This is a genomic window from Myroides albus (assembly GCF_024722315.1).
Lineage (GTDB): Bacteria > Bacteroidota > Bacteroidia > Flavobacteriales > Flavobacteriaceae > Flavobacterium > Flavobacterium album_A.
Genome location: NZ_CP102754.1, coordinates 386709 through 407074 on the forward strand (window position 1 = coordinate 386709; position 20366 = coordinate 407074).

Annotated in this window: 21 protein-coding genes and 1 pseudogene; 6 read left to right on the plus strand and 16 right to left on the minus strand. The window is 32.1% G+C overall.

The features are described from left to right. Positions 1–2: 2 nt before the first annotated feature. From NWE55_RS01805 to NWE55_RS01860, 12 genes and pseudogenes are all read right to left on the minus strand, one after another. Complete coding sequence (locus NWE55_RS01805; protein ID WP_258204500.1) at positions 3–425, minus strand: SRA domain-containing endonuclease; 423 nt, start codon at positions 423–425, stop codon at positions 3–5. Between the two features lie 81 nt (positions 426–506). Continuing rightward, entirely contained in the window at positions 507–1388 is an 882-nt protein-coding gene (traN, locus tag NWE55_RS01810) for a conjugative transposon protein TraN (RefSeq protein ID WP_258204501.1), read from the minus strand. 26 nt (positions 1389–1414) lie between these two features. Continuing rightward, the gene (gene traM, locus NWE55_RS01815; protein ID WP_258204502.1) at positions 1415–2698 is read right to left on the minus strand and encodes a conjugative transposon protein TraM; all 1284 of its coding nucleotides are present in this window, start codon (positions 2696–2698) and stop codon (positions 1415–1417) included. Then, the gene (locus tag NWE55_RS01820; RefSeq protein WP_258204503.1) at positions 2676–2957 is read right to left on the minus strand and encodes a hypothetical protein; all 282 of its coding nucleotides are present in this window, start codon (positions 2955–2957) and stop codon (positions 2676–2678) included. The genes traM and NWE55_RS01820 overlap by 23 nt, the downstream gene beginning before the upstream one ends. A gap of 12 nt (positions 2958–2969) precedes the next feature. Next, positions 2970–3593, minus strand: a complete 624-nt coding sequence (gene traK / locus NWE55_RS01825) for a conjugative transposon protein TraK (protein WP_258204504.1) — start codon at positions 3591–3593, stop codon at positions 2970–2972. A gap of 31 nt (positions 3594–3624) precedes the next feature. After that, entirely contained in the window at positions 3625–4620 is a 996-nt protein-coding gene (gene traJ / locus NWE55_RS01830) for a conjugative transposon protein TraJ (protein WP_258204505.1), read from the minus strand. Between the two features lie 2 nt (positions 4621–4622). Continuing rightward, complete coding sequence (locus tag NWE55_RS01835; protein WP_258204506.1) at positions 4623–5255, minus strand: DUF4141 domain-containing protein; 633 nt, start codon at positions 5253–5255, stop codon at positions 4623–4625. Positions 5256–5330: 75 nt separating this feature from the next. After that, positions 5331–5771, minus strand: coding sequence for a TraG/VirB4 family ATPase (locus tag NWE55_RS01840; RefSeq protein WP_258204712.1), 441 nt, complete (start codon positions 5769–5771; stop codon positions 5331–5333). A 95-nt stretch (positions 5772–5866) separates the two neighbouring features. Next, entirely contained in the window at positions 5867–7579 is a 1713-nt protein-coding gene (locus NWE55_RS01845) for a reverse transcriptase domain-containing protein (protein WP_258204185.1), read from the minus strand. A 653-nt stretch (positions 7580–8232) separates the two neighbouring features. Continuing rightward, positions 8233–10314, minus strand: a pseudogene (locus tag NWE55_RS01850) (TraG family conjugative transposon ATPase); the annotation flags it as partial. Beyond that, positions 10298–10642: a DUF4133 domain-containing protein gene (locus tag NWE55_RS01855; RefSeq protein ID WP_258204507.1), complete on the minus strand. Its 345-nt coding sequence runs from the start codon at positions 10640–10642 to the stop codon at positions 10298–10300. The pseudogene NWE55_RS01850 and the gene NWE55_RS01855, both read right to left, overlap by 17 nt. An 11-nt stretch (positions 10643–10653) precedes the next feature. After that, on the minus strand, positions 10654–10962 hold the full coding sequence (locus NWE55_RS01860; RefSeq protein ID WP_058699398.1) for a DUF4134 domain-containing protein: 309 nt from the start codon (positions 10960–10962) through the stop codon (positions 10654–10656). A 289-nt stretch (positions 10963–11251) separates the two neighbouring features. Between NWE55_RS01860 and NWE55_RS01865 the strand changes: the two genes are divergently transcribed. Further along, positions 11252–11929, plus strand: coding sequence for a DUF6904 family protein (locus NWE55_RS01865; protein WP_258204508.1), 678 nt, complete (start codon positions 11252–11254; stop codon positions 11927–11929). 85 nt (positions 11930–12014) lie between these two features. Here NWE55_RS01865 and NWE55_RS01870 read toward each other — a convergent pair whose 3' ends face one another. Genes NWE55_RS01870 through NWE55_RS01885 form a run of 4 tightly spaced genes read right to left on the minus strand, consistent with a single transcriptional unit; the run spans position 12015 to position 14026 of the window. Further along, positions 12015–12524 (minus strand): hypothetical protein, encoded by a 510-nt coding sequence (locus NWE55_RS01870; protein WP_258204509.1) that lies wholly within the window; start codon positions 12522–12524, stop codon positions 12015–12017. A 3-nt stretch (positions 12525–12527) separates the two neighbouring features. Beyond that, complete coding sequence (locus tag NWE55_RS01875; RefSeq protein ID WP_058699395.1) at positions 12528–12815, minus strand: DUF3408 domain-containing protein; 288 nt, start codon at positions 12813–12815, stop codon at positions 12528–12530. Then, complete coding sequence (locus NWE55_RS01880; RefSeq protein WP_258204510.1) at positions 12815–13246, minus strand: DUF3408 domain-containing protein; 432 nt, start codon at positions 13244–13246, stop codon at positions 12815–12817. The genes NWE55_RS01875 and NWE55_RS01880 overlap by 1 nt, the downstream gene beginning before the upstream one ends. 12 nt (positions 13247–13258) lie before the next feature. Next, positions 13259–14026 carry a ParA family protein gene (locus tag NWE55_RS01885; protein ID WP_258204511.1) on the minus strand — a complete coding sequence of 256 codons (768 nt, stop codon included), beginning with the start codon at positions 14024–14026 and terminating at the stop codon, positions 13259–13261. Between the two features lie 790 nt (positions 14027–14816). Between NWE55_RS01885 and NWE55_RS01890 the strand changes: the two genes are divergently transcribed. The 5 genes from NWE55_RS01890 to NWE55_RS01910 all read left to right on the plus strand — a co-directional run bounded on the left by NWE55_RS01890 (position 14817) and on the right by NWE55_RS01910 (position 20235). Beyond that, on the plus strand, positions 14817–15869 hold the full coding sequence (locus NWE55_RS01890) for a restriction endonuclease (RefSeq protein WP_258204512.1): 1053 nt from the start codon (positions 14817–14819) through the stop codon (positions 15867–15869). 18 nt (positions 15870–15887) lie between these two features. Beyond that, positions 15888–16733 carry a restriction endonuclease gene (locus NWE55_RS01895; RefSeq protein ID WP_258204513.1) on the plus strand — a complete coding sequence of 282 codons (846 nt, stop codon included), beginning with the start codon at positions 15888–15890 and terminating at the stop codon, positions 16731–16733. Next, the gene (locus NWE55_RS01900; RefSeq protein ID WP_258204514.1) at positions 16717–17271 is read left to right on the plus strand and encodes a hypothetical protein; all 555 of its coding nucleotides are present in this window, start codon (positions 16717–16719) and stop codon (positions 17269–17271) included. Before NWE55_RS01895 ends, NWE55_RS01900 begins: the two co-directional genes overlap by 17 nt. Positions 17272–17416: 145 nt before the next feature. Continuing rightward, positions 17417–18508 (plus strand): hypothetical protein, encoded by a 1092-nt coding sequence (locus NWE55_RS01905; RefSeq protein WP_258204515.1) that lies wholly within the window; start codon positions 17417–17419, stop codon positions 18506–18508. Beyond that, positions 18505–20235 (plus strand): hypothetical protein, encoded by a 1731-nt coding sequence (locus NWE55_RS01910; protein WP_258204516.1) that lies wholly within the window; start codon positions 18505–18507, stop codon positions 20233–20235. Before NWE55_RS01905 ends, NWE55_RS01910 begins: the two co-directional genes overlap by 4 nt. The last annotated feature ends 131 nt before the right edge of the window (positions 20236–20366 follow it).

Genomic DNA, 20366 nt, shown 5'->3' on the forward strand with positions numbered 1-20366 from the left:
CTTTACACTATTTCTTTTAACTTAAAAATAATAACACGTCTATCATTATTCTCAACATCTTTTTGTGTAGATTCAATAGGTTTGGTATCTGCAAGTTTTAGTCGTCCAAAATAAGTATACTTTAAAGGTTCAAAGACTTCAAAATAGTAGATTTTAGTTCTCTCGTTTTTAGATTTCAATAACCTTAAATTTGCTTTTTCTAATTTTTGATCTCCTAATTTTCCTTCGCCTGTATAATACAATAAATCGTCCTCCCATTTATCTTGATAAGGATTATTAACAATATCTGAGGTGTGATTACTTATTAATACTATATGATTGCGTTCCTTCACATATCTTATCCCCTTACTATTATCACATTCAAAAAGTTGCATTAATTCCACGTTTGACAATACATCTCCTTTTTTTAAATCATTAATTTTCATAACTAAGTCTTTTATATAAAAAAACAACAGAAATGTTCTCATTTAAAGACCTCTTCTGTTGTTTAATAAACATACTACTTTTTATCTTAATTCAAAATGAATTTTTCTTATTTGCTTACTTTTTAATATTATAGTTCCTTTAATTTTTAGTACTTGATTTCGAATACCACTCTTCTCAATAACTTCAATTAGAAGTACTTGCTTATCAGACAAAGTAAACTGATCAAACATAAAAACATTATCTTGCTTACTTTGGCTATTTATCGTTTGATAGTCAGAATAACTTCTAATTGGTTTTAAACTCATTTCCTGAATTGTCATTCGTTTTGAGGTTCTTCTGTCTTTAATTTTAAAACTGACGTAGTCAACTGTATAAGGTAAATTGCTTTTGTTATTAATAGAGATATGAAAGTAGAGTTTACCATCTTGGATATAAATACTTTTCAACCTTGCTTCTACCCCGTAGTTTTTGCTTTTAATGTTTAGCTCTTTCTTATTCTTTTTGATAATAGCTTTCATAAAAAGATCAACTAAACTTGGACTAGTGTTTCCTAAGTTTTTAAATAATACTTCGCTTTGCTGTTTACTATTCTGTTTGTCAAACTTGGTTAAGTCATAACTTAGTTGTATTGGCTGCTCTTTGTAAGTAGCATTGAAACTATAGTACTTGCCATCGTTTGTAATTACTGTAAAATTCGTTGATGAAATATCTTCTTTTACGGTTTTTAATCGAAGTACATTTGATGTAGCTTCTACTTTATTGGCTATAATTTCACTACTACCTAAATCCACGTATTCAATACTACTTGGAAGCAGAATATGAGTCGTTTTGTTATGGGTAAGCTCAATTTCATATGGCGTTACCTCAGCATTAGATAAGTTGATAGACTTGGTATTATTTTGGGCGGTTACTGTGTTTACTGTTAGTAAGCATAGTAACATATATTTAATAATTGTTTTCATAATGATTTGCTTTATGTGTTTAGTTGTTATTCTTTCGAAACAAGAAACAGTTCTTGTCCTTGTTTTAAAGTTACTCGTTGGGCTTTTACTTTCTTTGAAAAGTATCCTGATACCCCTTGAATGAGTCCTTTAGTTAGATCCCCTGCGATTTGATCAGAAGCTGATCTACTCATCGAGATACTCGTTCCTGCTGTTTGTCCCATATTAGCGATGATTTCTTTTGAGGCGCTTATTTCTTGAAGGTCTAATACCTCAAGTCCTTTCTGCCCATAGTTATCATAACCGATAAGCTCTGTATCAATGATGCTATCGTCAATTTTAATAGAGTTTACACTAAGCTCTAATCTAGCGTTACTTACTTTGACTTTAGCAATCAGCGTACTTGCTTCAGGTAACAGAGCTCCGTTTATAACGATGCTCTCTAAGAGTCTTAGTTTGATGTAACCTTCATTTATAATAACCTGATCTTCTTTGATACTAACTCGTATGCTATTTTTATGAGTTTGTGTTTTACGTTCTCCTTCGGCTGTATAAAAAGTTGAATTATTTTCTAGATTGATAGGCAAAAAATCCTGTAAACTCATTGGTTTTACAAGTGAGGAGACAATCTCTTTACTTGTTTTATCAAGCGCTGTTATAGTCTGCTTTTTACTTGCGATAGTTTTGGTATTTGTAGTCTCATTTGAAGGTGGTAATTCAGTTTGGTTTTGACCACCTGGTAAATACTTTGCTGCCATCTGAAACGACTTTTCCATAAGCTCTAATTGATTATCCATGGTAAGAGCAGTTGGCGTATCTTTTTCTTCTAATCTTTGCTCTAACTCTTCAATCTGTTTTTTAAGCTTATCGGTTTCTTTATTTTCTGTATTATCATAAAAACTATTCAGTACATCTTGGCTTTGCTTATAGTTCTGATAAGACCTCTCATAAGGTGCATATGTAGGCTCTACATTATAATCTTGATGAGTATAACTATTATTAGACTCTTCTTGAGAATCATTCCAATAATCCGCTAAGGAGTGCATCTGGTTTTCATTTTCTTGCTGCTTTTGTTCCCATAATTCTTTTTCATAGGCTTTGACCTTGTCTGTGGGCATCCCTTGTGTTATCGCTTCAGGAACTGAATCATTGTGAGTGATAAGCGCTTTGTCTTTTGGTTTAAACAAAAGATACATGGCCCCTAAAAACACAATCCCCATTAAAGCAAAAACAATATGTTTTTTGTGTTTTTCAATGATGCCTTGGAATACCTTATTTTCTTTGGGTATTTTTTCTATCTGATGGGTTTTATCTGATTGATTGTGATTCATAATTTTTGGTTTTAATAGTTGATTTTGATTCTATCTTTTGCCTCTCAAGCAAATACTTTACGGGTTTTATATTGCTTTGTCTTTCTTGATTGTTTGAGCTGTTTCTTATAAAACTTGTCTTTACAATTAAAAGGCAAACAAGGCTGTAGAATGTAAATACAGTAAGTAATAAAACTCGCTGCCTTTTTACTGAGAGGTTATTCCAATAGATCTGTAACCTACTGGAATAACTATGTCTTAAAAATTGTAGCTTATTCATAGTCATGTTTTTTTAGCGTTTAACAACTTCTAAGTCTTTGTTCTCTACAACAGTGAACTTTTCGATAATAAACCCCTGAGGGTTATTATCTGACCGAACAGCAGATATGAGCTGACTACTTGTGACAAGGTTTCTTTTGGTTAGATTACTTGACCTGATGATGTACTGAGTCGCATAGGTCGTTGTTTTATAGGGATAGGCATTAAAATCTATTTTAATACTATCTACCTCAATTCGCTGTTGAATATTTCCTGAGATAACCCTACTGTAATACCCTTTTTCAAGTAGATCTTTGTAGTAATCAAAGGCAGTTTTATCAGAGAGATTAAACGCTCGTTGCATATTGCTCTCAATAGCAGCTTTTTCAGGTGAAAGGGTAAAGAAAAGCTCGTGAAAACGTCTTACGTGTTCTCTTGCCTCTACTGGTCTATTTATACTCGCATCTTGAGATAGGGCAAGCATAAGGGATTTCCCCTTGTCAAGAACATAGATTTTCTCTCGTTGCTCATTAGCAAAGTCATAGCTTTTGTAAATAGAGAGTCCTACAATTAGCAAACAAACTGTAGCAAATACAATGGCATAAAGCCGAATCTGTTTAAAGCTATTTTCTATATTTCGAAGTGATTTAAATTCCATGGTTTTTATTAGTTTTAATAATTTATTGTGTCTATTTCTTCATGAGTTTACCTGCAATATTGCCAACTGCTGCACCTGCGCCTGCTGTTGCCATATTTCCTGTTTTCATCACCGTTTGATTCATGTTGCGCATAAAGTTTCCGGCTCCACCGGCTTGAATAACCCAACCTGTTACCGTTGGAATCGTAAAGTATCCTACAATGCCAATAATCATAAATATGACATAAACGGTATTAGAGGTATCGGGAATAAAACTGGGATCTGAAAGCATCTGCATATCTCTTTCGATAATTAGTGATTGAATCTTAGCAAGCATCGCACTAAATAGATCTGCTACTGGAAGCCAGAGATACACGCTTATGTACCTTGTGAGCCACTGGGTAAGTGTAGATTCAAAACCACTCCATATTGAAATTGCAAAGGCAATGGGACCAAGTATAGAAAGCACCACTAAAAAGAACGTACGAATGGTATCAATAACAAGGGCGGCGGCTTGAAAGACCATTTCTAAGAAATCCCTAAAAGCATCTCTAATTACTTTCTGCGTTTCATAAATTCCCTTTTCTATGTACATCCCGCTCATGGTAGCTAAATCTGAAGGAGACCATCCAAGCTCATCGATTTTTTTGTCAAACTCCTCTTTTGAAACTAAATAAGCGGTCTCTGGATTTCGTAGCATTGCCTCTTTTTCTAAAACATCTTTTTTCTGCTGTAAAGAAGTCATATCAATTACTTGATTTTCTAGTATCTGATGTGTTCCCTTAACTACAGGACTTAAAACGGTATTTAATGTTCCAAGAACAAGGGTTGGAAAAAACATAATACATATGCCCAAAGCAAATGGTCTGAGCATTGGATACACATCGATGGGTTCTGCTCTGGCTAAGGCTTGCCATACTTTAATGCCAATGTAAAATAGAGCGCCAAGACCTGCTAAGCTTTTAGCCACTCCTGCCATCTCAGCCGAAAGTGGCATCATATCGTAGTAGAGATTCTGAAGTACCTCATGTAAATTGCTATCTTCCATAGCTACCAGTATTTTTGATTTGAGGTTCCATAGAGATCAAGTACTCTCTGAGTATTATTTTTCTTTTTTGCTCTTAAGATGCTAATACCTATATTTTTTCTAGTGTAGTAACTAACCAGATTGTGATAGTCCTTTACTTCTTTGTAAACTCTGTCTATTACATCCATTCGCTCTTTGTCATTTAAGGAAAGACTCGAAGCGCTTATAATCTGCCTAAGTTCTTTTAAAAGCTCTGTACTCTCATTTAAAAGAATGGCGTAACCATTGGCAATAGCAACAAGTTCTTGAGCAGAGAAATTTGGATCATTGAGCATTTTACCAAAGTTCTTGACATAGAACTCTGATACTTCTCCTACTAAAAGCACTGTATGTTGTACTTTCCTCGCATCCTTGACAAGATTGTTTACTGCTTGGAGCTTATCGTAATACTCCTTCCCTTGTTTATAGACCTTCTCTACTTCTTTAAAATTTTTAATGACATTACTTACTGTTGAAGAAGTCTGGATAATCTCATTGGCACTATTTAATATGCCTGATGCCAAATTAGTGGGATCCGTTACCACCCACTGAGCATTCATCTGTAATGGTAGAATAAATAGCATAGCCACCACAACTACCTGTAATAGTTTTTTCATTATAATATGTTTTTAATGATTGTTTTATTACTCTTTTTTATCCTTATAGAAGTTGAATTAGAGTACTATTTTGTATTATTCTTTCTGTCTTTCTTGCACCAGACGTTTTATGGCCATCTCTACATTACCATCAAGTTCTTTAGCCAAGTTCATGACTTGTAGTTTTTCAGTCTCCTCTGTGGTATAGGCGAGGTATTCTGAATAGCTCACCTCTGTAGCATACACCCCTGAGTGAGTTCCTCCAAGACCAATCCACACTTCTTTGTAAAGACGCTTTGGATTGTTGTTTAAGTTGATAGACAGTATCTGGGCTTTTTCTTTATCGGTTAGGCCAAGCATCGCCTGTATATCATCAAACTTGTTCATGTACTTGCGCTGATCAAGTAAGATTTTACAATCTGAATTATTGATAATACTCTCCTTTACAATAGGAGATTGAATAATATCATCCACCTCTTGGGTTACAATAATGGCTTCTCCAAAAAACTTTCTAACGGTTTTAAGTAGGCTAAGCACCCAGCGCCTTATCATATTTCTATGGTAGGTTTCCAAATGCTCGCCCCCGAACCGGACTTACACGTCTCCGCGTATCCGGCTCTCCACTAATCTTGTCAGTCTAATGTTCCATTATGGATTTTCTGATGACAGCTATGGCATACAGCGACAGTTTTTCTTCTTCTTGCAATCATATGTCTTTCCCAACTCTTTTTACCTTCTAGGTTTTTGAGTTTTCGTACATGATGCATGACAAGCTTTTCCGTAGCTCCGCACATTTCACACTTTTCAGCTTTGAGCCTATCTACAAGACTTGTCCTACTTGCATCAAAGATGGAGTAAGGCATAATGTCAAAGCCTGCGTCTGTCATTGGGTTCTTTCTCCTAAACCCCAAGTCATAGAAGTATCTTTCTTTGACCGCTCCAGATTTAGTGGTAAACCTTACTGTGAATTTTCCATTTCTACGATACTTGGAATTTATCTTTCTCGTTGAACTTTTGTATTTCCCAGCAAAGGTTTTGTACATACTGTACTCCATGATAAATTTGAAGTTGTGCAATTCAGAACAGTTATTAGCAATAGAAAAGTAATTGTAGAATCCTCTTATTTCCCGATTGTATCGGTCAAGAATTTCAAGATCGTCATTGAATATAAGTCCAGATCTGCATTTCGGTTTCCAAATTTCCTTTCCGTTTTGGTATCGGAATTCCAATACACCATAGTCAAGTAATTTGTTCCTTATCGTTTCCGTACTCAATTTAAGATATACCCTTTTACCATAGGTTCTTCTCAAACGACCTGCAATATCTCTTCTCTGTGCGTTTGACTTTCTCACAAAGATTTCATAGCCGAGAAAATGTGCCGAATCTTCCGTGTGGGTAATGAGTGTTTTCTCATCTGACAGTTCCAGTTTGAGCTTTTGGTCAAGGAAATTTTTAATATCTTCCTTAACTTCTTTCGCATCTTGCTTACTACCAATTATCCCGATTAGAAAATCATCTGCATATCTGACGTATTTCAATCTTTTGTATTCCGTGTCCATTTCGTCACAGCTTGGAAACATTGCACGCTGCTTATCCTCTGCCTTAATCCTTTGGATTAAAATTGTTCTTTCACTTTCGTCTTCTACCGACTTTAGTTTTCTCACAGTTCTCTTTCTTGCATTGTCAAAGTCCATACGAACTCTACTTGGTCTGCGTTTTTTCCCTTTATCGAAGTTTGTGATGTATTCTTTCATGTATTTGTCTAATCTGTCGAGGTAAATATTTGCTAATATTGGGCTTACAATACCTCCTTGCGGCGTTCCGCTGTACGTTTTATGAAATTTCCAATCCTCGATATAACCTGCTTTAAGAAACTTTCTAATTAGCCTTATGAATCTATCGTCAGAGATACGTTCTTTAAGGATACTTATCAATATATCATGACCAATATTATCAAAGAATCCTTTTATATCTCCTTCGATAAACCATTTAGCTCCGTTAAACGATTTCTTGATTTGAGCTAGTGCAGTATGGCAACTACGATTTGGACGAAAACCATGTGAAGAATATTCAAAACTCTCTTCATAAATAGCTTCTAAAATCATTCTTATCACTTCCTGCACCAGCTTGTCATCGAAAGCAGGTATGCCAAGAGGTCTAACCTTACCGTTTTTTTTCGGTATGTAAATTCTCCTCGATGGTTGGGGCTGATAGCTTTCATCTCTCAATGAAGCTATCAGTTTCTCAATGCGTGACAAGCTCATATTGTCAATACTTTGACCGTCTGAGCCTTCTGTCATATTACCTTCTTTTGCATAAATGCGCTGATAGGCAACATAGAACATCTCGTCATTAAACAGAATTCTGTAAAGCCTTTCAAACCTATAGCTTGAAGTTTTACTGTGTTCCACTAGACTGTTTAATACTCTTTCTGGATTTCTCATAATGTCTCTCACATTTTCCTTTAATTGTATTAATAAAAATTAGCTGCTTCCCTTGGCCATGTACAAGGCTTTCCCTTGCTCAAACTACTACGGAAGCTCCGTTACCATGTCGGATATTCAGAAAACTTAACTTTCATAGCCTTTCGGCATTCCGATTTAGGTAATCCCCGTTTGCGACTTAATAACTATTGGCACGATGGATTGTCGGATACGACTTCCGTCCTTTGTACGCTTACTGCGACTGCGCTGTAATAAGTTCAAGCTCCAACCATACCAATTCACTGGTGGAGTATTACAGTATGACGATTGATAGCTATCTTACGCCATAACTTCAAGTGGAATCGCTTGGACTATCGTTTAATCAATTCGGATTTTATCCTCATATCCATCTTTTCATCTCGCCATTCAGTAGCAGTTTGATAGCTGACTGACTTATGACTTTACCGACATGCTTCACTCCCTGTCCAGTTTCCCTTTCAGATAAGTCGGTTGATGATAGGTTTTCCAAAGAACACTAACCTAATCTCTTGCCAAAGAGATATTTACTAAGCCACCTTGACGGGCGCACAAAGATATTTAATGTACGATGCCATCCCCTCTTTGGCTATGGCTTTCCAAGCCTCTTCAATTAAGATTAATTTGCGCTGACCTTTAAGTCTACGCATCTTATTTATAAACACTTCCATAATGATAATAGTAACTATGGGAAACAGAATTTTGTGATCCTTGATGCTATCAATTTCAAAGACGATAAAGCGTTTGTTAAGTAAATCAAGCTCGCTTTCGGAGTTTAATAAATAGTCATATTCACCTCCTGTATAGTAGGGTTCAAGCACATTTAAAAAGTTCGCCAGATCAAAGTCTTTTTCTCTAACTTGTTTGTTTTCTAACTCAGCTTTGTAATCTGTTTTGATATACTCATAGAAAGTGTTGAAGCTTGGTTTTATGTGGCTTGTTTGAAGCTTTTGGATGTATCCACTAACTGCGTTTGAAAGCGCTACTTCCTCAGCTCGTGAGGGCGGCTGGTCATCACGTTTCCAAAGCGTTAAAATTAGCGTTTTAATACTCTCTCTTTTTTCAATATCAAACACCCCATCATCTGTGTAGAAAGGATTAAAAGCAATTGGATTTTCTTCGGTGTAGGTAAAGTACACTCCATCCTCCCCTTTTGTTTTGCCTTTAATTAATTCACATAAACCTTGATAGGAGTTTCCCGTATCAACAAGCAAGACATGCGCATTTTGCTCATAATACTGCCTTACCATGTGATTGGTAAAAAAGCTCTTACCACTTCCCGATGGTCCCAAGATAAACTTGTTGCGATTAGTGATAATTCCCTTTTTCATGGGGAGATCCGAAATATCTAAATGAATCGGTTTACCAGTTAAGCGATCCGCCATCTTTATTCCAAAAGGCGATGAGGAGTTTTGATAATTAGTCTCCCACGAAAAAAAACAAAGTGCTGGTTCAATGAACGTATAAAAGCTTTCTTCACTTGGAAAATCCCCGCTATTCCCTGGCATACCTGCCCAGTAAAGTGTGGGAGCATCCGCTGTATTGTGTCTTGGCACACACTCCATAGAAGCAATTGCACTTCCTGTGTCGTTTTTAAGCTGTTTAAGCTCACTTAGATTATCTGACCATGCCATTACATTAAAGTGAGCCTTAATGGATGTTAATCCTTTACTATGAGCTTCATTTAGATACTCTTCTATCCACTGCTTGTTTATTTGATTAGCTCTGCTATATCTGGCAAGGGAATGCATATTCTTGGCTGACTTCTCAAACTGCTTTAAATTAGAATCACTATCCTCTATAAACAAATACTGATTATAAATGTGATTACAATTAAGCAAGAGTCCAACAGGCGAGGCAAACGATAAAGCCATACTACTTTTATCGGTTGATAGTTTTTCATAACGAGATAAATAAGACACCTCAGTAGGCAAGTCATCTGTACTTGAAAGGGTATGTAAAGAGAGTTTATTATCTCCTACTCTAACCTCCTCAGCGCTGATGGCAATATCCTGAAGGCTTCCTCTTTTAGTTGAGTTAAGAGTCAGGTACTGTTCCAAGAGTCCGCTTTTATCCTCTGAGCCAATGATATCCTCTTCCGATAATTTAGTTAGGTGAATCAGTCCACTATCATTGACAATTTTCCCCAATTGTGTAGTAGCCTCTAAAAAGCTCTGAATGATGTCTTTATCTCTGATTTCTTTTGGAATGAGCTCCCCTCTTGTAAGAGAAGAAAAGTTACTCTGACTTTTAATTCGCTCTTTGGTAGTCTTTGTGATAAACAAATAACAGCTGTGATTCAGATAGGGACGCTCGTTAAAATGCCTTTCAAAGCTTCTACTTAAATAGCTCTGCTGTTCATCTTTAAAATCAGCCTCATAGCTTTCTTTTACAAACCAATCCTGTTTGTGTATCACAGTAAACTCGGGTAATGTTTTAATCGCCTTATGCCATACACTGTGAATGGTCTCATATTCTTTATCTGAGATAGTGAATATCTCTGGTAAGATTACCTTATAACAAACCGTTATATCTCCCTGTTTGGAAACAATACAGTTGTTCTCTACCGATAGAATCGGAAACATCCGCTCAAGGGTGTTTGTCTTAGCTGTATTTCTCATAGTTTCTTAGTTTTAAGTTTCTATTGAAATACCCTTTTACCTTTTTTCTTGAGATGATATATTTTGGAAAGTATTTTCTTGCCTGAAGTTTCATAAGCCCGTACTGACCGTATTTTTTGCTTAGTGAAAATACTTTGTAGATCAGATAGCCTGATGTACTAAGGCCAAAGGCTAAACAAATAAGATTGTTTACCCCAGCCATATACATCACCATAACAAGAATAAGATTCCCCAAAAGTCCACCTGCAAAATAAAACAGGTACTGCGCCTTGAGTCCTTTAAATTCTACGCTGGCTCCAATACCTTTATTGATACTATACTTTTTCATAAGCGTAGCTTTTAAAGGAAAAATGAACGTAAAATGGTAGCGGCTACAATTAAGAAGATACAAGCTCCAAACCAGCTTGCAGCTGTTTTGCTTGTATCGGGATCACCACTTGAGAATTTGTTGTATACCTTCACTCCTCCAATAAGCCCTACTACCGCTCCAATAGCATAGATAAGCTTGGTGGCTGGATCAAAGTAAGAAGTAACCATTTGGGTAGCTTCTGTGATTCCTGCAGCTCCGTTTCCTTGAGCTAAGAGTGGCAGACTACTTAGTACGATAAGTAATAAGAAAAGCCTTTGTTTGATTGTTTTTGTTTTCATAAGAATGACATTTAGTAAGTTATAATCATGCCCTTTGCATGATACTTTGGTAAATGTCTTTGGAAAACTGTTTGAGGGATTGATTGTGGAAGTTTGGGGTTATGTTTGGCTTTTAGGTAGTCCTATAATTACAGGTCAATCTTTTTTTGTAGGTTTGTTTATCACTTACTTTGTTTTAATTACAAAAAGAATAATGCTGTTTTTTCAGCAACAGGTATAAGGATTGATGTAGTCATTGTAAGAGAACAAGCAACAAGTGGGGTATTTATTTTTAAACTAAGGGTGTAATATGTTTTATCTATTAGCAACCAAAAACGGTATTGGTTTTGAATTGTGGGGATCTTATGAAGATTTATCTTCTTTATATAATTCCTTTGATGGATTATGGAATAATGAAGAGTACTTAGATCAGCCAGATTTTAACTCAAGAGAATCTATTATAACAAGTATGCTATATGAAATCCGAAAGGCTTTTCAAGGCAATAGATTAAAGCGTACAGGCACTCATTTCCATTTTAATGATACATCTTATTTTGGATGTCGAATATCTTGGATACATGGACTGTTCTTTCTGCATGCTGTTCGATACAACGCACGTTATTTTAACATCAATAAACTTCAATTATCAAATCTATTGCAATTAGAATATTGGTTAGAAAAAGCGATGTATAGTTATGATCCTAATGGAGCAGTTAACTTGTCTCATTACATAACAGGTGGTATTGACGCTTCTAATGATTGCTTGTATATCTACATGAGAAGGATTAACCTCGATTATTTCTTATTAAATGGAGGTAAAAAAGCCTTTAGACAATTACCTGAACTATTAAAGAAAGCTTGTTTTGGAACATCTGAATATTTAGCATACAAAACTGAATTAGAAAAAGACGCGAAAAAATTAAATACCATAGCTCCGAACCTGGAATTGGATGATGATACATTTGATTATGATAGTGTGAAATGGTAGAGGAATAAATGTCTTTTAAATCTACATAAGAAGTTGGTAATAAACAAAGAGAGTGTTTAATTTTTAAAACTAAACACTCTCTTTGTTATATAAAATCATTGATATTAAAATCTTCATTATCGATTACTTCTTCTTCTTTTTTTGGTGATTTTTCGTTTAATGATTGATCTAATAACTTTGCTATGGTTGCAGCAGAATCAGGTATCGCCTGTTGAAGTAATTCCAATAACTCTGAGCCTTCTATTTTTTTAGCTGTCTTTACTGTAGTCTCACTGATTAACTCTTGTTCAATAGAGTTCACAAACCTATTAAGCTCATCCATACTAACACTTTGAGTAAATTCATGATCTACAGGTTGTAAACTCTCACTTAGTTCTTTTTCTTCCTCTTCTAAGTCAAGCTTCTCTTCTGTTTGACTCATTAGCGATTGCTTTAGGATGACTGGTTTACTTTCTCCTATAATGCTGATGGGTACATCTTGTTTAAAAGGTGGCTCTTCTGTTTTAGAATGGTTCTCTTGTTTAATGGTTTTATTTTTATCTAATAACAAAAGAGCAATTACAAGAACCAGACTGATTATTATAACTATTTTCATGGGTTAAAAAATAGGTTTATACTTTTGGTTAAACTTTTCTACAATCGTCTGTGAAAACTCCTCAAAGTGATTATCAAGCAGATTATCTAAGTATGCATAAATAGAAACTTTGTCCTCTCCTATGACTTGAACAATACGAGTGAGTTTTTCATGAAACTCTGGTCGGATGTAAACCGTTTTTCCATCTCTGGCTCTGGTTGATGTTTCTTTTAAAAAAGTATCAACATAATTCTCTTTGCTCTTAGTTGTTTGTACTTGAGCTGCTTTCCTAAAGTGTTTAAATTTTCTCATTATAAAATAGGTTTGAATTTGTCATTAAAATATTGGGTAATCTCTTGGCTGTAATCTTGTAGATGTTGCTTTAAAATATTGTCTAAATATGAATACAGCGTTGTTTTCTCTTCTTTAGCTAATTGCGTTATACGAAGCAGTATTTCATGATACTCTGGCCTTATATAAACCACCTTGCCAGCTCTTGTTGATAGGAAGTCATTAATCAAAAAGAGTTCTTGATATTTAGTAATTGCTACTTCTTTCTTTGGTTTCTTCTCTTTTTTCTGTGGTACTTGTTTTTGGGTTACTGGTTCTTCTTTTTCCTCTACAATAGGTTTAACTTGTTTTGCAGACTTAACTTCTATATCACCACTCATAATATTCATTAGGTAGTCTTCATCGAGTAATTCATTTTGAGTCCCCTTTTTTGATGTGTTTTGCTCTTTCATTACATGCTAGATTTAAAGATTAGTAATACGTAAAAACTCATCGGCAAACTCCGATAAATTCGTAGCCTTCATAAGGCTGTTATCCGCAGGTAATAGACTTGATCGAAACACATATTTACCTTTAGCTTCTGTTTCTTTTCTAAAGCGTTTACTGTCTTTTATTCTCGCCTTCATAATAGGAAGATCCAATTGTTTAATCACAGCCTCATAGCTATTATATAATTCAGTCTTCTCCCTTCCATCTACTTGATTCCAAAAAAGCCAGAGCTGTTGTTTAATCGAGTTCTCTTTACTTTTTGGTAATTCCGCAAAAGCTTTAGTAAAACCTAACGTGCTCTCTACAACTAATCGATCTGCGATAATTGGACTAAAGATGTAATTCATTTGATTTAAGGTGGATAATACTCCTTTAGTGTTAGCTGTCCCAGGTAAATCAAAGAGTACCACATCAAAAGTTTGATCTAATTCTTTCATAGTAGCCTCAGCAACTTCTAAGGCTTCTTCAACCTTGCATTTGATAATCGAGTATGCTTTTCTTTTTAATGTTTGAAACTGCTTAATAGCAGCTTGTTTGTAATATTCATTTTGCATGATACTATCCTTGTCACGCTCTCTCATATTAACCAAACTGTTCTGAGGAAAATCACAATCCATAACAAGAACATTATAGCCTAATCGATAATGAAGCTGACTAGCTAAGAGTGTTGTTAAAGTAGATTTACCTACTCCGCCTTTTTGTGTATAAAAGCTAATTTTTAAAGGTTGTTTTACTGTTTCCATATTGTACATTTTTAATGGTTTACGTTTTACATTATGGATAGTTGTAAGTTTTAGATCGTTTAAAACATAGCGTTTTGTTTTTACTAAGTAATACTTGATTCACTGTTTCGTTACAGTAATATTGTAAACCTTGTTTTAAATAAACAATATTTATCAATTAACTGAGCTTATTCAAAATGATACCTCTTACTTTACAAAAACAATTTTTACTTTAAGCTTTAGCTTCTTCGTTTTTTTACAACCTTGTAAACAGGTTCTATTAAAAAGCATAAACTGTAAAAACTGTTTTATCGTTTTCAAACTTTACGCTTTTAATTTTTTACTAAAAAATCACTATAAAAAAGCTTTAAAGCGCTATTTAAAAGACAATTGCAAAACTTACTTTACTATCTTACGACAAAGAAAGTATATATACAGATTGAAAACTTTAAATGGAATTTTATGGTTGTACTTGGCACTTTAGTGTCAAATAGTGGGTGATTTACTAATATGAAATCACTATAAGTTTTACTTTGTAAAATTGATAGATTTAGTTACCGAAAAGTAACAGCAAGTTATGTTTTGAGGCACTCGAAATAAGGTTCGAGCCATCAAAACAACTTGCTCTTGCAGAGGGCTAGAAAACTACTCCGAAGTCGCTAGTTTTTTTGTGGAAATAGTAGGTAGACTCAAAATATTGTGTGGTTTACGGATTTCCGTATTAGAATTAGAGAAAGTTTTAATATGTTTGATTTATTTTTTTTAAAAAAAGTAAATATAATTATTATTAATAAAGTTAAAGTTCTTACTAATGAATATAGACTGGAATAAAATTTCACCAGAGAGATTTGAACAATTATGCACTGAAATTATAAGAAATGAAGGTTTTTACAATATTAGAAGAATGGGAGGTAGTGGAGATAGAGGAAGAGATATTATTGCTCAAAAGCAAACTCAGTTGTTTTTTGGTTCAAATGAAATACAGAATTGGATAATTCAATGTAAAAGACTAGTTAAATCTAATTTAACTATAGATGATTTGTCATCAGAGTTAAATAAAGTTAGAATGCATAAGGTGGATTACTATTTATTAATTTTAAGTAATACATTAAAATCTAATTTAGTAGATTGGATTGATGGAGTTAGAAAAGATTATTCCTTTAAAATATTAATAAATGATATTGATTGGTTGGAAAATCAGCTAAGAAGAGAGCCAAGTTTGTATAAATATTATTTTGAAAACATTTCTAGAAATGAAGTGATTTATTCAATTAAAAACAATACTCAATTACAAATTTATACAGCAGGAAAAATGCCTTCAAATGCAATTAGAGGGGAAATAACAGAATGGAGAAATAACCTAGAAATTGGCTCTTCTATATTAGGCAGTAAATTTGGTTTTTATCACCCAGAATTTGCTGGGTGCGATCATACTGGAATTTATCTATCTGAAACTGTCCAGTCAGATTTTAGGATGATAGCTCAATCAGATATCCTCATTGCTTATTTAGAAGATAATGAACAGTTTGGAACTATAACAGAAATTATGATTGCTTATTCAATGAATAAGCAAATTGCTATTTTTATTGATGAAAAAATAAAAACAAATATCTCTGTGCCAGAAATGGAAGATGAAAACAATGTTAGCTTGGAATACTATAAAGAAGTTTATAATAAGGTTTTTAAGACTAATCACTCTTGTCCTTGTGATTTAATGAATGATTTAAAACCAATTCATTTGAATAACTATTGGTTTATGATTGAATTTTTGCTGCTTAGACAACCTGATACTTTTATTAGAATGACAACAAAGAACAAACTAAATTCGGATATCATAAAATATCTAAAAGAATTTGACAAATAATATATTTTAGTATAAAAAATGAAACATCCTCGAAACAAAGTATTTCTTTCATATGTAAATGAAGATCAGCAGAAAGTAAATTTAGTTAAATATAAATTATTGGATAAAAATTTACAAGTTGTTAATATATCTCTACATAATCAGTTTGAAAATATGAAATATTCAATTCAAACTGGGGATTTTATATTAATCCTTTTGACACAAAATTTTTTTGATTCATTTATTAGCAATCAAGAAAGTTACTTAGATTTTTTTCATTCAATTAAACAACGAAAAATCAGCTTATTATTTACAAAAATAGAAAAATGTGATATAGATATACCTAATATATTCTTAGAGTATGAAGTTTTTGATATAGTAAAAAATTCCGACAAAGAATTCGATAAAATATTAAAACGTATTAATGGAATTCCTGAAATAACATTCGATAATTATACTCCATTAAAATTTGAAAATTTAATATATGATCTTCTAGTTAATTATCAATTTAAAAGTATTATACGAGAACAAGAACTTATAGATAGAGGTTTTGACTTTCAAGCTAATTATTTTTCTACAAATCCTTTTGGACAAAAAAACAAGGAAACTTGGTTAATAGAGGTTAAGTTTTACTCACACTCAAGATTTGATATAAAATCTATTAATCAAATAGTTAATATGTACGAAAGAAATAATAACAAAAATGCTAAAATTCTTTTAATAACTAACAGTCAATTTAATTCAGTAATTGAGGATTATATTGAAAATTTAAAACAGACATATCCAATTGAAATTAATGTTATAGATGGTATATTACTAAAGAAACTAATTGTTAAAAAAACAAAATTGTTTAATAAATATTTTCAAAATGAATCAAGTCAATAATTTTATTCAAAGATTAGATTCTTGTCCTCTAGGAAATACTGGATGGAGTCAGTTTGAAGATTTGTGTTGTGAAATTTTAGAATTCCTATTTATACCACCATTAAGTACCATACAACGTCAAGCAAGAACTCATTCAGGAATAAATAGACGTGATGCAATTCTACCTAATAGAAATATAGTTGCAACAAACAACCTTAACTGTAAAAATTGGTATCACCTTTTTTTAGAACTAGGAGCTAGGATGATTCTTTTTGAGTTTAAAAACTATGATAAAACAGATATAGGTAAGGATGAAGTAAATCAAACAAGAAACTATATGAGTACTCCTATGGGACGTTTAGCAATTATGATTTGTAGTAAAATACCTAATGAATCGGCACATTTACAAAGAAATTCAGTTTATTCTCAAGAGCAGAAGGTTATATTGTTTATTACTAAAGATCAATTAAAGGAGATGTTAATTATGCAGGAACGAGGTGAACAACCCTCAGATTTGATATTAGATTTAATCGAAAGTTTCTATATTCAGCATGAATGAAATCTAGGATTACTTAAAAATCAGCAAAGTTGATAAAAAAACAACCATTTCGCATATTTTGAAACTTATTAAAAGAAAAGTTTATTATGTTTGATTATATTAAGAAGGGTTCTCTTCTGATAATATCAAAGAAACGTATAATAGAATGGCAAAAAAAAATAATACAGCAATTAATTCAGGTGTAGAGAATAATGTTGGAATGGGATTCCAAAAGCATTGTACATTGTATCTATTATTAGAGAACTATCATTCAATCAAAGAAAGAAAATACTTTATTATTTTAGAACATTTAGAGGACATTATTTTTGGTTATTTAGATGAAAAGAATTTATTAACTGAAATAGAAACATTTCAAGCCAAAAAATCTACAAACAAATGGTCTTTAAATAAGATATTAGAAATATTAAAGAAAATAGCAGAAGTGAGTCAAACAATTTTAGAAGATCCACTTCCTAAATCATCAACTTTTTTCCAAACAAATTATTTTGCTACTAACAATACGATTGAATTGAAAAGCAACAAAATAAGTGGAAAAACTTATAAAGAAGTAATTAACGAAACGAATATAAGTGTTAAATATTCAGATTTAGATTCTAATATAAAAAACAAAATCTTAGAAGGTAATACTAATATTACTTTCAGTGATTTAGATAAAGTAAATTTAGAAACTCTCACGTTACAATTTGTTGATTTAGCCAGAACACCTAAAAGTCAAATTGAACATTTATATGGGAAATCTAAAGTTGTATTTGGAGAAACAATACAGGACCACAAAGCAAGTATAGATACTTTATTAAAATATTTAGATACCATTGATTCAAAATTTAATCAAGGCGGAATCGCACTTCTAGGCGATGTTACAAAAAGAATAGAATCAGCTGAAATTAATCAAATTTTTAATATACTCACAACAAAAAAGTTGGCTTATGATTTTTGGAGAGAAAAAGAAGCAGATATTTGTAAACACTTAAAAATAAGTTTTCTAGATAGAACTAATTTTAAACTTCATTATTTAAATAGTTTTGATAATTTCAAAGACTTAAAAGAAAGTGAGCATAAAAAAATATATGATTTTGTACTATCTAATAAAACAATAATGGGCAAGCATTTTGATGAAAAAGATTGCATCATGGAATTTATCGAAGAATTTAATAAACAAACCACAACAACTTTTAGAGATTTGCAATTAAAAGCTGTAATATCAGCTGCTTTTGTAGAAATAAATAATACATTATGAATGTTAAATTAGATATAAAAGAGATATTAATTTATAGCGAAAAAAATAATAAATTTTTTCATACTTATTTCGGTAATAAGATAAATGTAGTATATGGAAAAAATACAGCAGGGAAAAGTACTTTAATTCAACTCATTCTTTTTGCTTTTGGAATAAACGATAATAAAATTAAACTTTCTGAAATTTTACGAGAAGAAATATTTATTAGATTAGATTGTATAATAACTAAAGATCATAAAACACATAAATTTACTTTTGTAAGACAAGATGATACTCTTTTTATAAAAAATAATGAATCTAAAATAATTCGTTTCAATGGAATTGGAAGTGATCAATCTGCCGAGCATATTAAATTAAAAAAATATTTTAATCACCTATTTAATTTCAGGCTTCTTTTAGAATCTAACAGTGGAATTACTGAGGCTCCAATAGAGACCCTATTTTTACCATATTATATTTCACAAGATGTAGGGTGGGTTTACTTACGTAAATCTTTTAGCAACTTACATTTCTATAAAAATTTTAAAGAAGATTTTTTAGATTATTATTTAGGTATTGAAAATGTAATAGATAGAGAAGAAAAGAGAAGGTTGGAAAATGAATTAAGAAGTTTGCAACAACAAATAAAATTCTTTTCTGATGTTGAAAGAGAAAATGAAGAACTAGAAATATCACAAATTATAAATGATTCATTGTTAGGTAAGGCAAATGAATTAATGATAACTCTATCTTCACATAAAGATTCATTAACTACTTTAGAAAAAGACTATGTGAATGAATCTAATAAATTAACTTTTTATAGTCAAAGATTATCTGTTGTTTCTAAAGTTAAAAGAAATCATGATAGACAAGTCCCCGGAGAAGATGCTTGTCCGACGTGTACTCAATTATTACCTGTAGATATTAATAGTATTTATGACTTTTATCAAGAAGAAAATGATACTGTTTCTTTGCAGAGCGAATTAAAAGAAAAAATAAAAAAATCACAGTCTAGAATTAACTCTTTAAATAAGCAAATAGAGCAAATACAAAAGGAGATTAATAAAGAGTATCAAATTTTTTCCCATTACACTGAAAGCAATGTTTCAATAGAAAACTTGATTAATAATAAAGCTAATATTCAATTATATAATAATTTAATTAATCAGATAGGTAAATTAAAATTAGATATTGAAGAAGTAAAAGAGAATTTAAAAGAATTTAAGACTGAAGAGGATATTTACAAGGAGAGAGATAAGAAGAATCGTTCATTTAAATTAATATATAATAGAAACAATACTAGTTTAGGTGTTCCATTGTTAGAAGAAGATAGATTTAATAAAGTATATGATATTTCTAGTTTTCCTTTTCAAGGAGTTCAACTACATTTAGCTTTATTAAGTTATCATTTTGCTTTCAATGAACTTTTAACTAAAACTCAAGAAATTCATAGATTACCATTTATTTTAGATAGTATATTTAAAGAGGATATTGAAGGGGGAAATAAAGAAAAGATTTTAAATTTTATTAATTCAAATTTTCCAAAAGATACGCAAACAATTCTTTCAATAGCAGATGATAAGAATATTGATTCACGGATTGAACAATATAAAAAAAATATCTTTAAGGATAATGCTTATATGATTTGTATAGGAAATGGTACAGAAGAAAAAGCATTATTACAAAATAATGATAATTCTAAATCAGAATTGATTTTAGATACTTATAAAATTTTAGAAACAGTATAAAACTATATAATAGGATTATACTAATAGAATATTTATAATTTTTGTATATTTGATATAGAATCAAATGATTCCAATCATAGTCCAAAACTTTCGGAATAAGGTGCTCGCTACAATTGAAAAAAGTGAACATC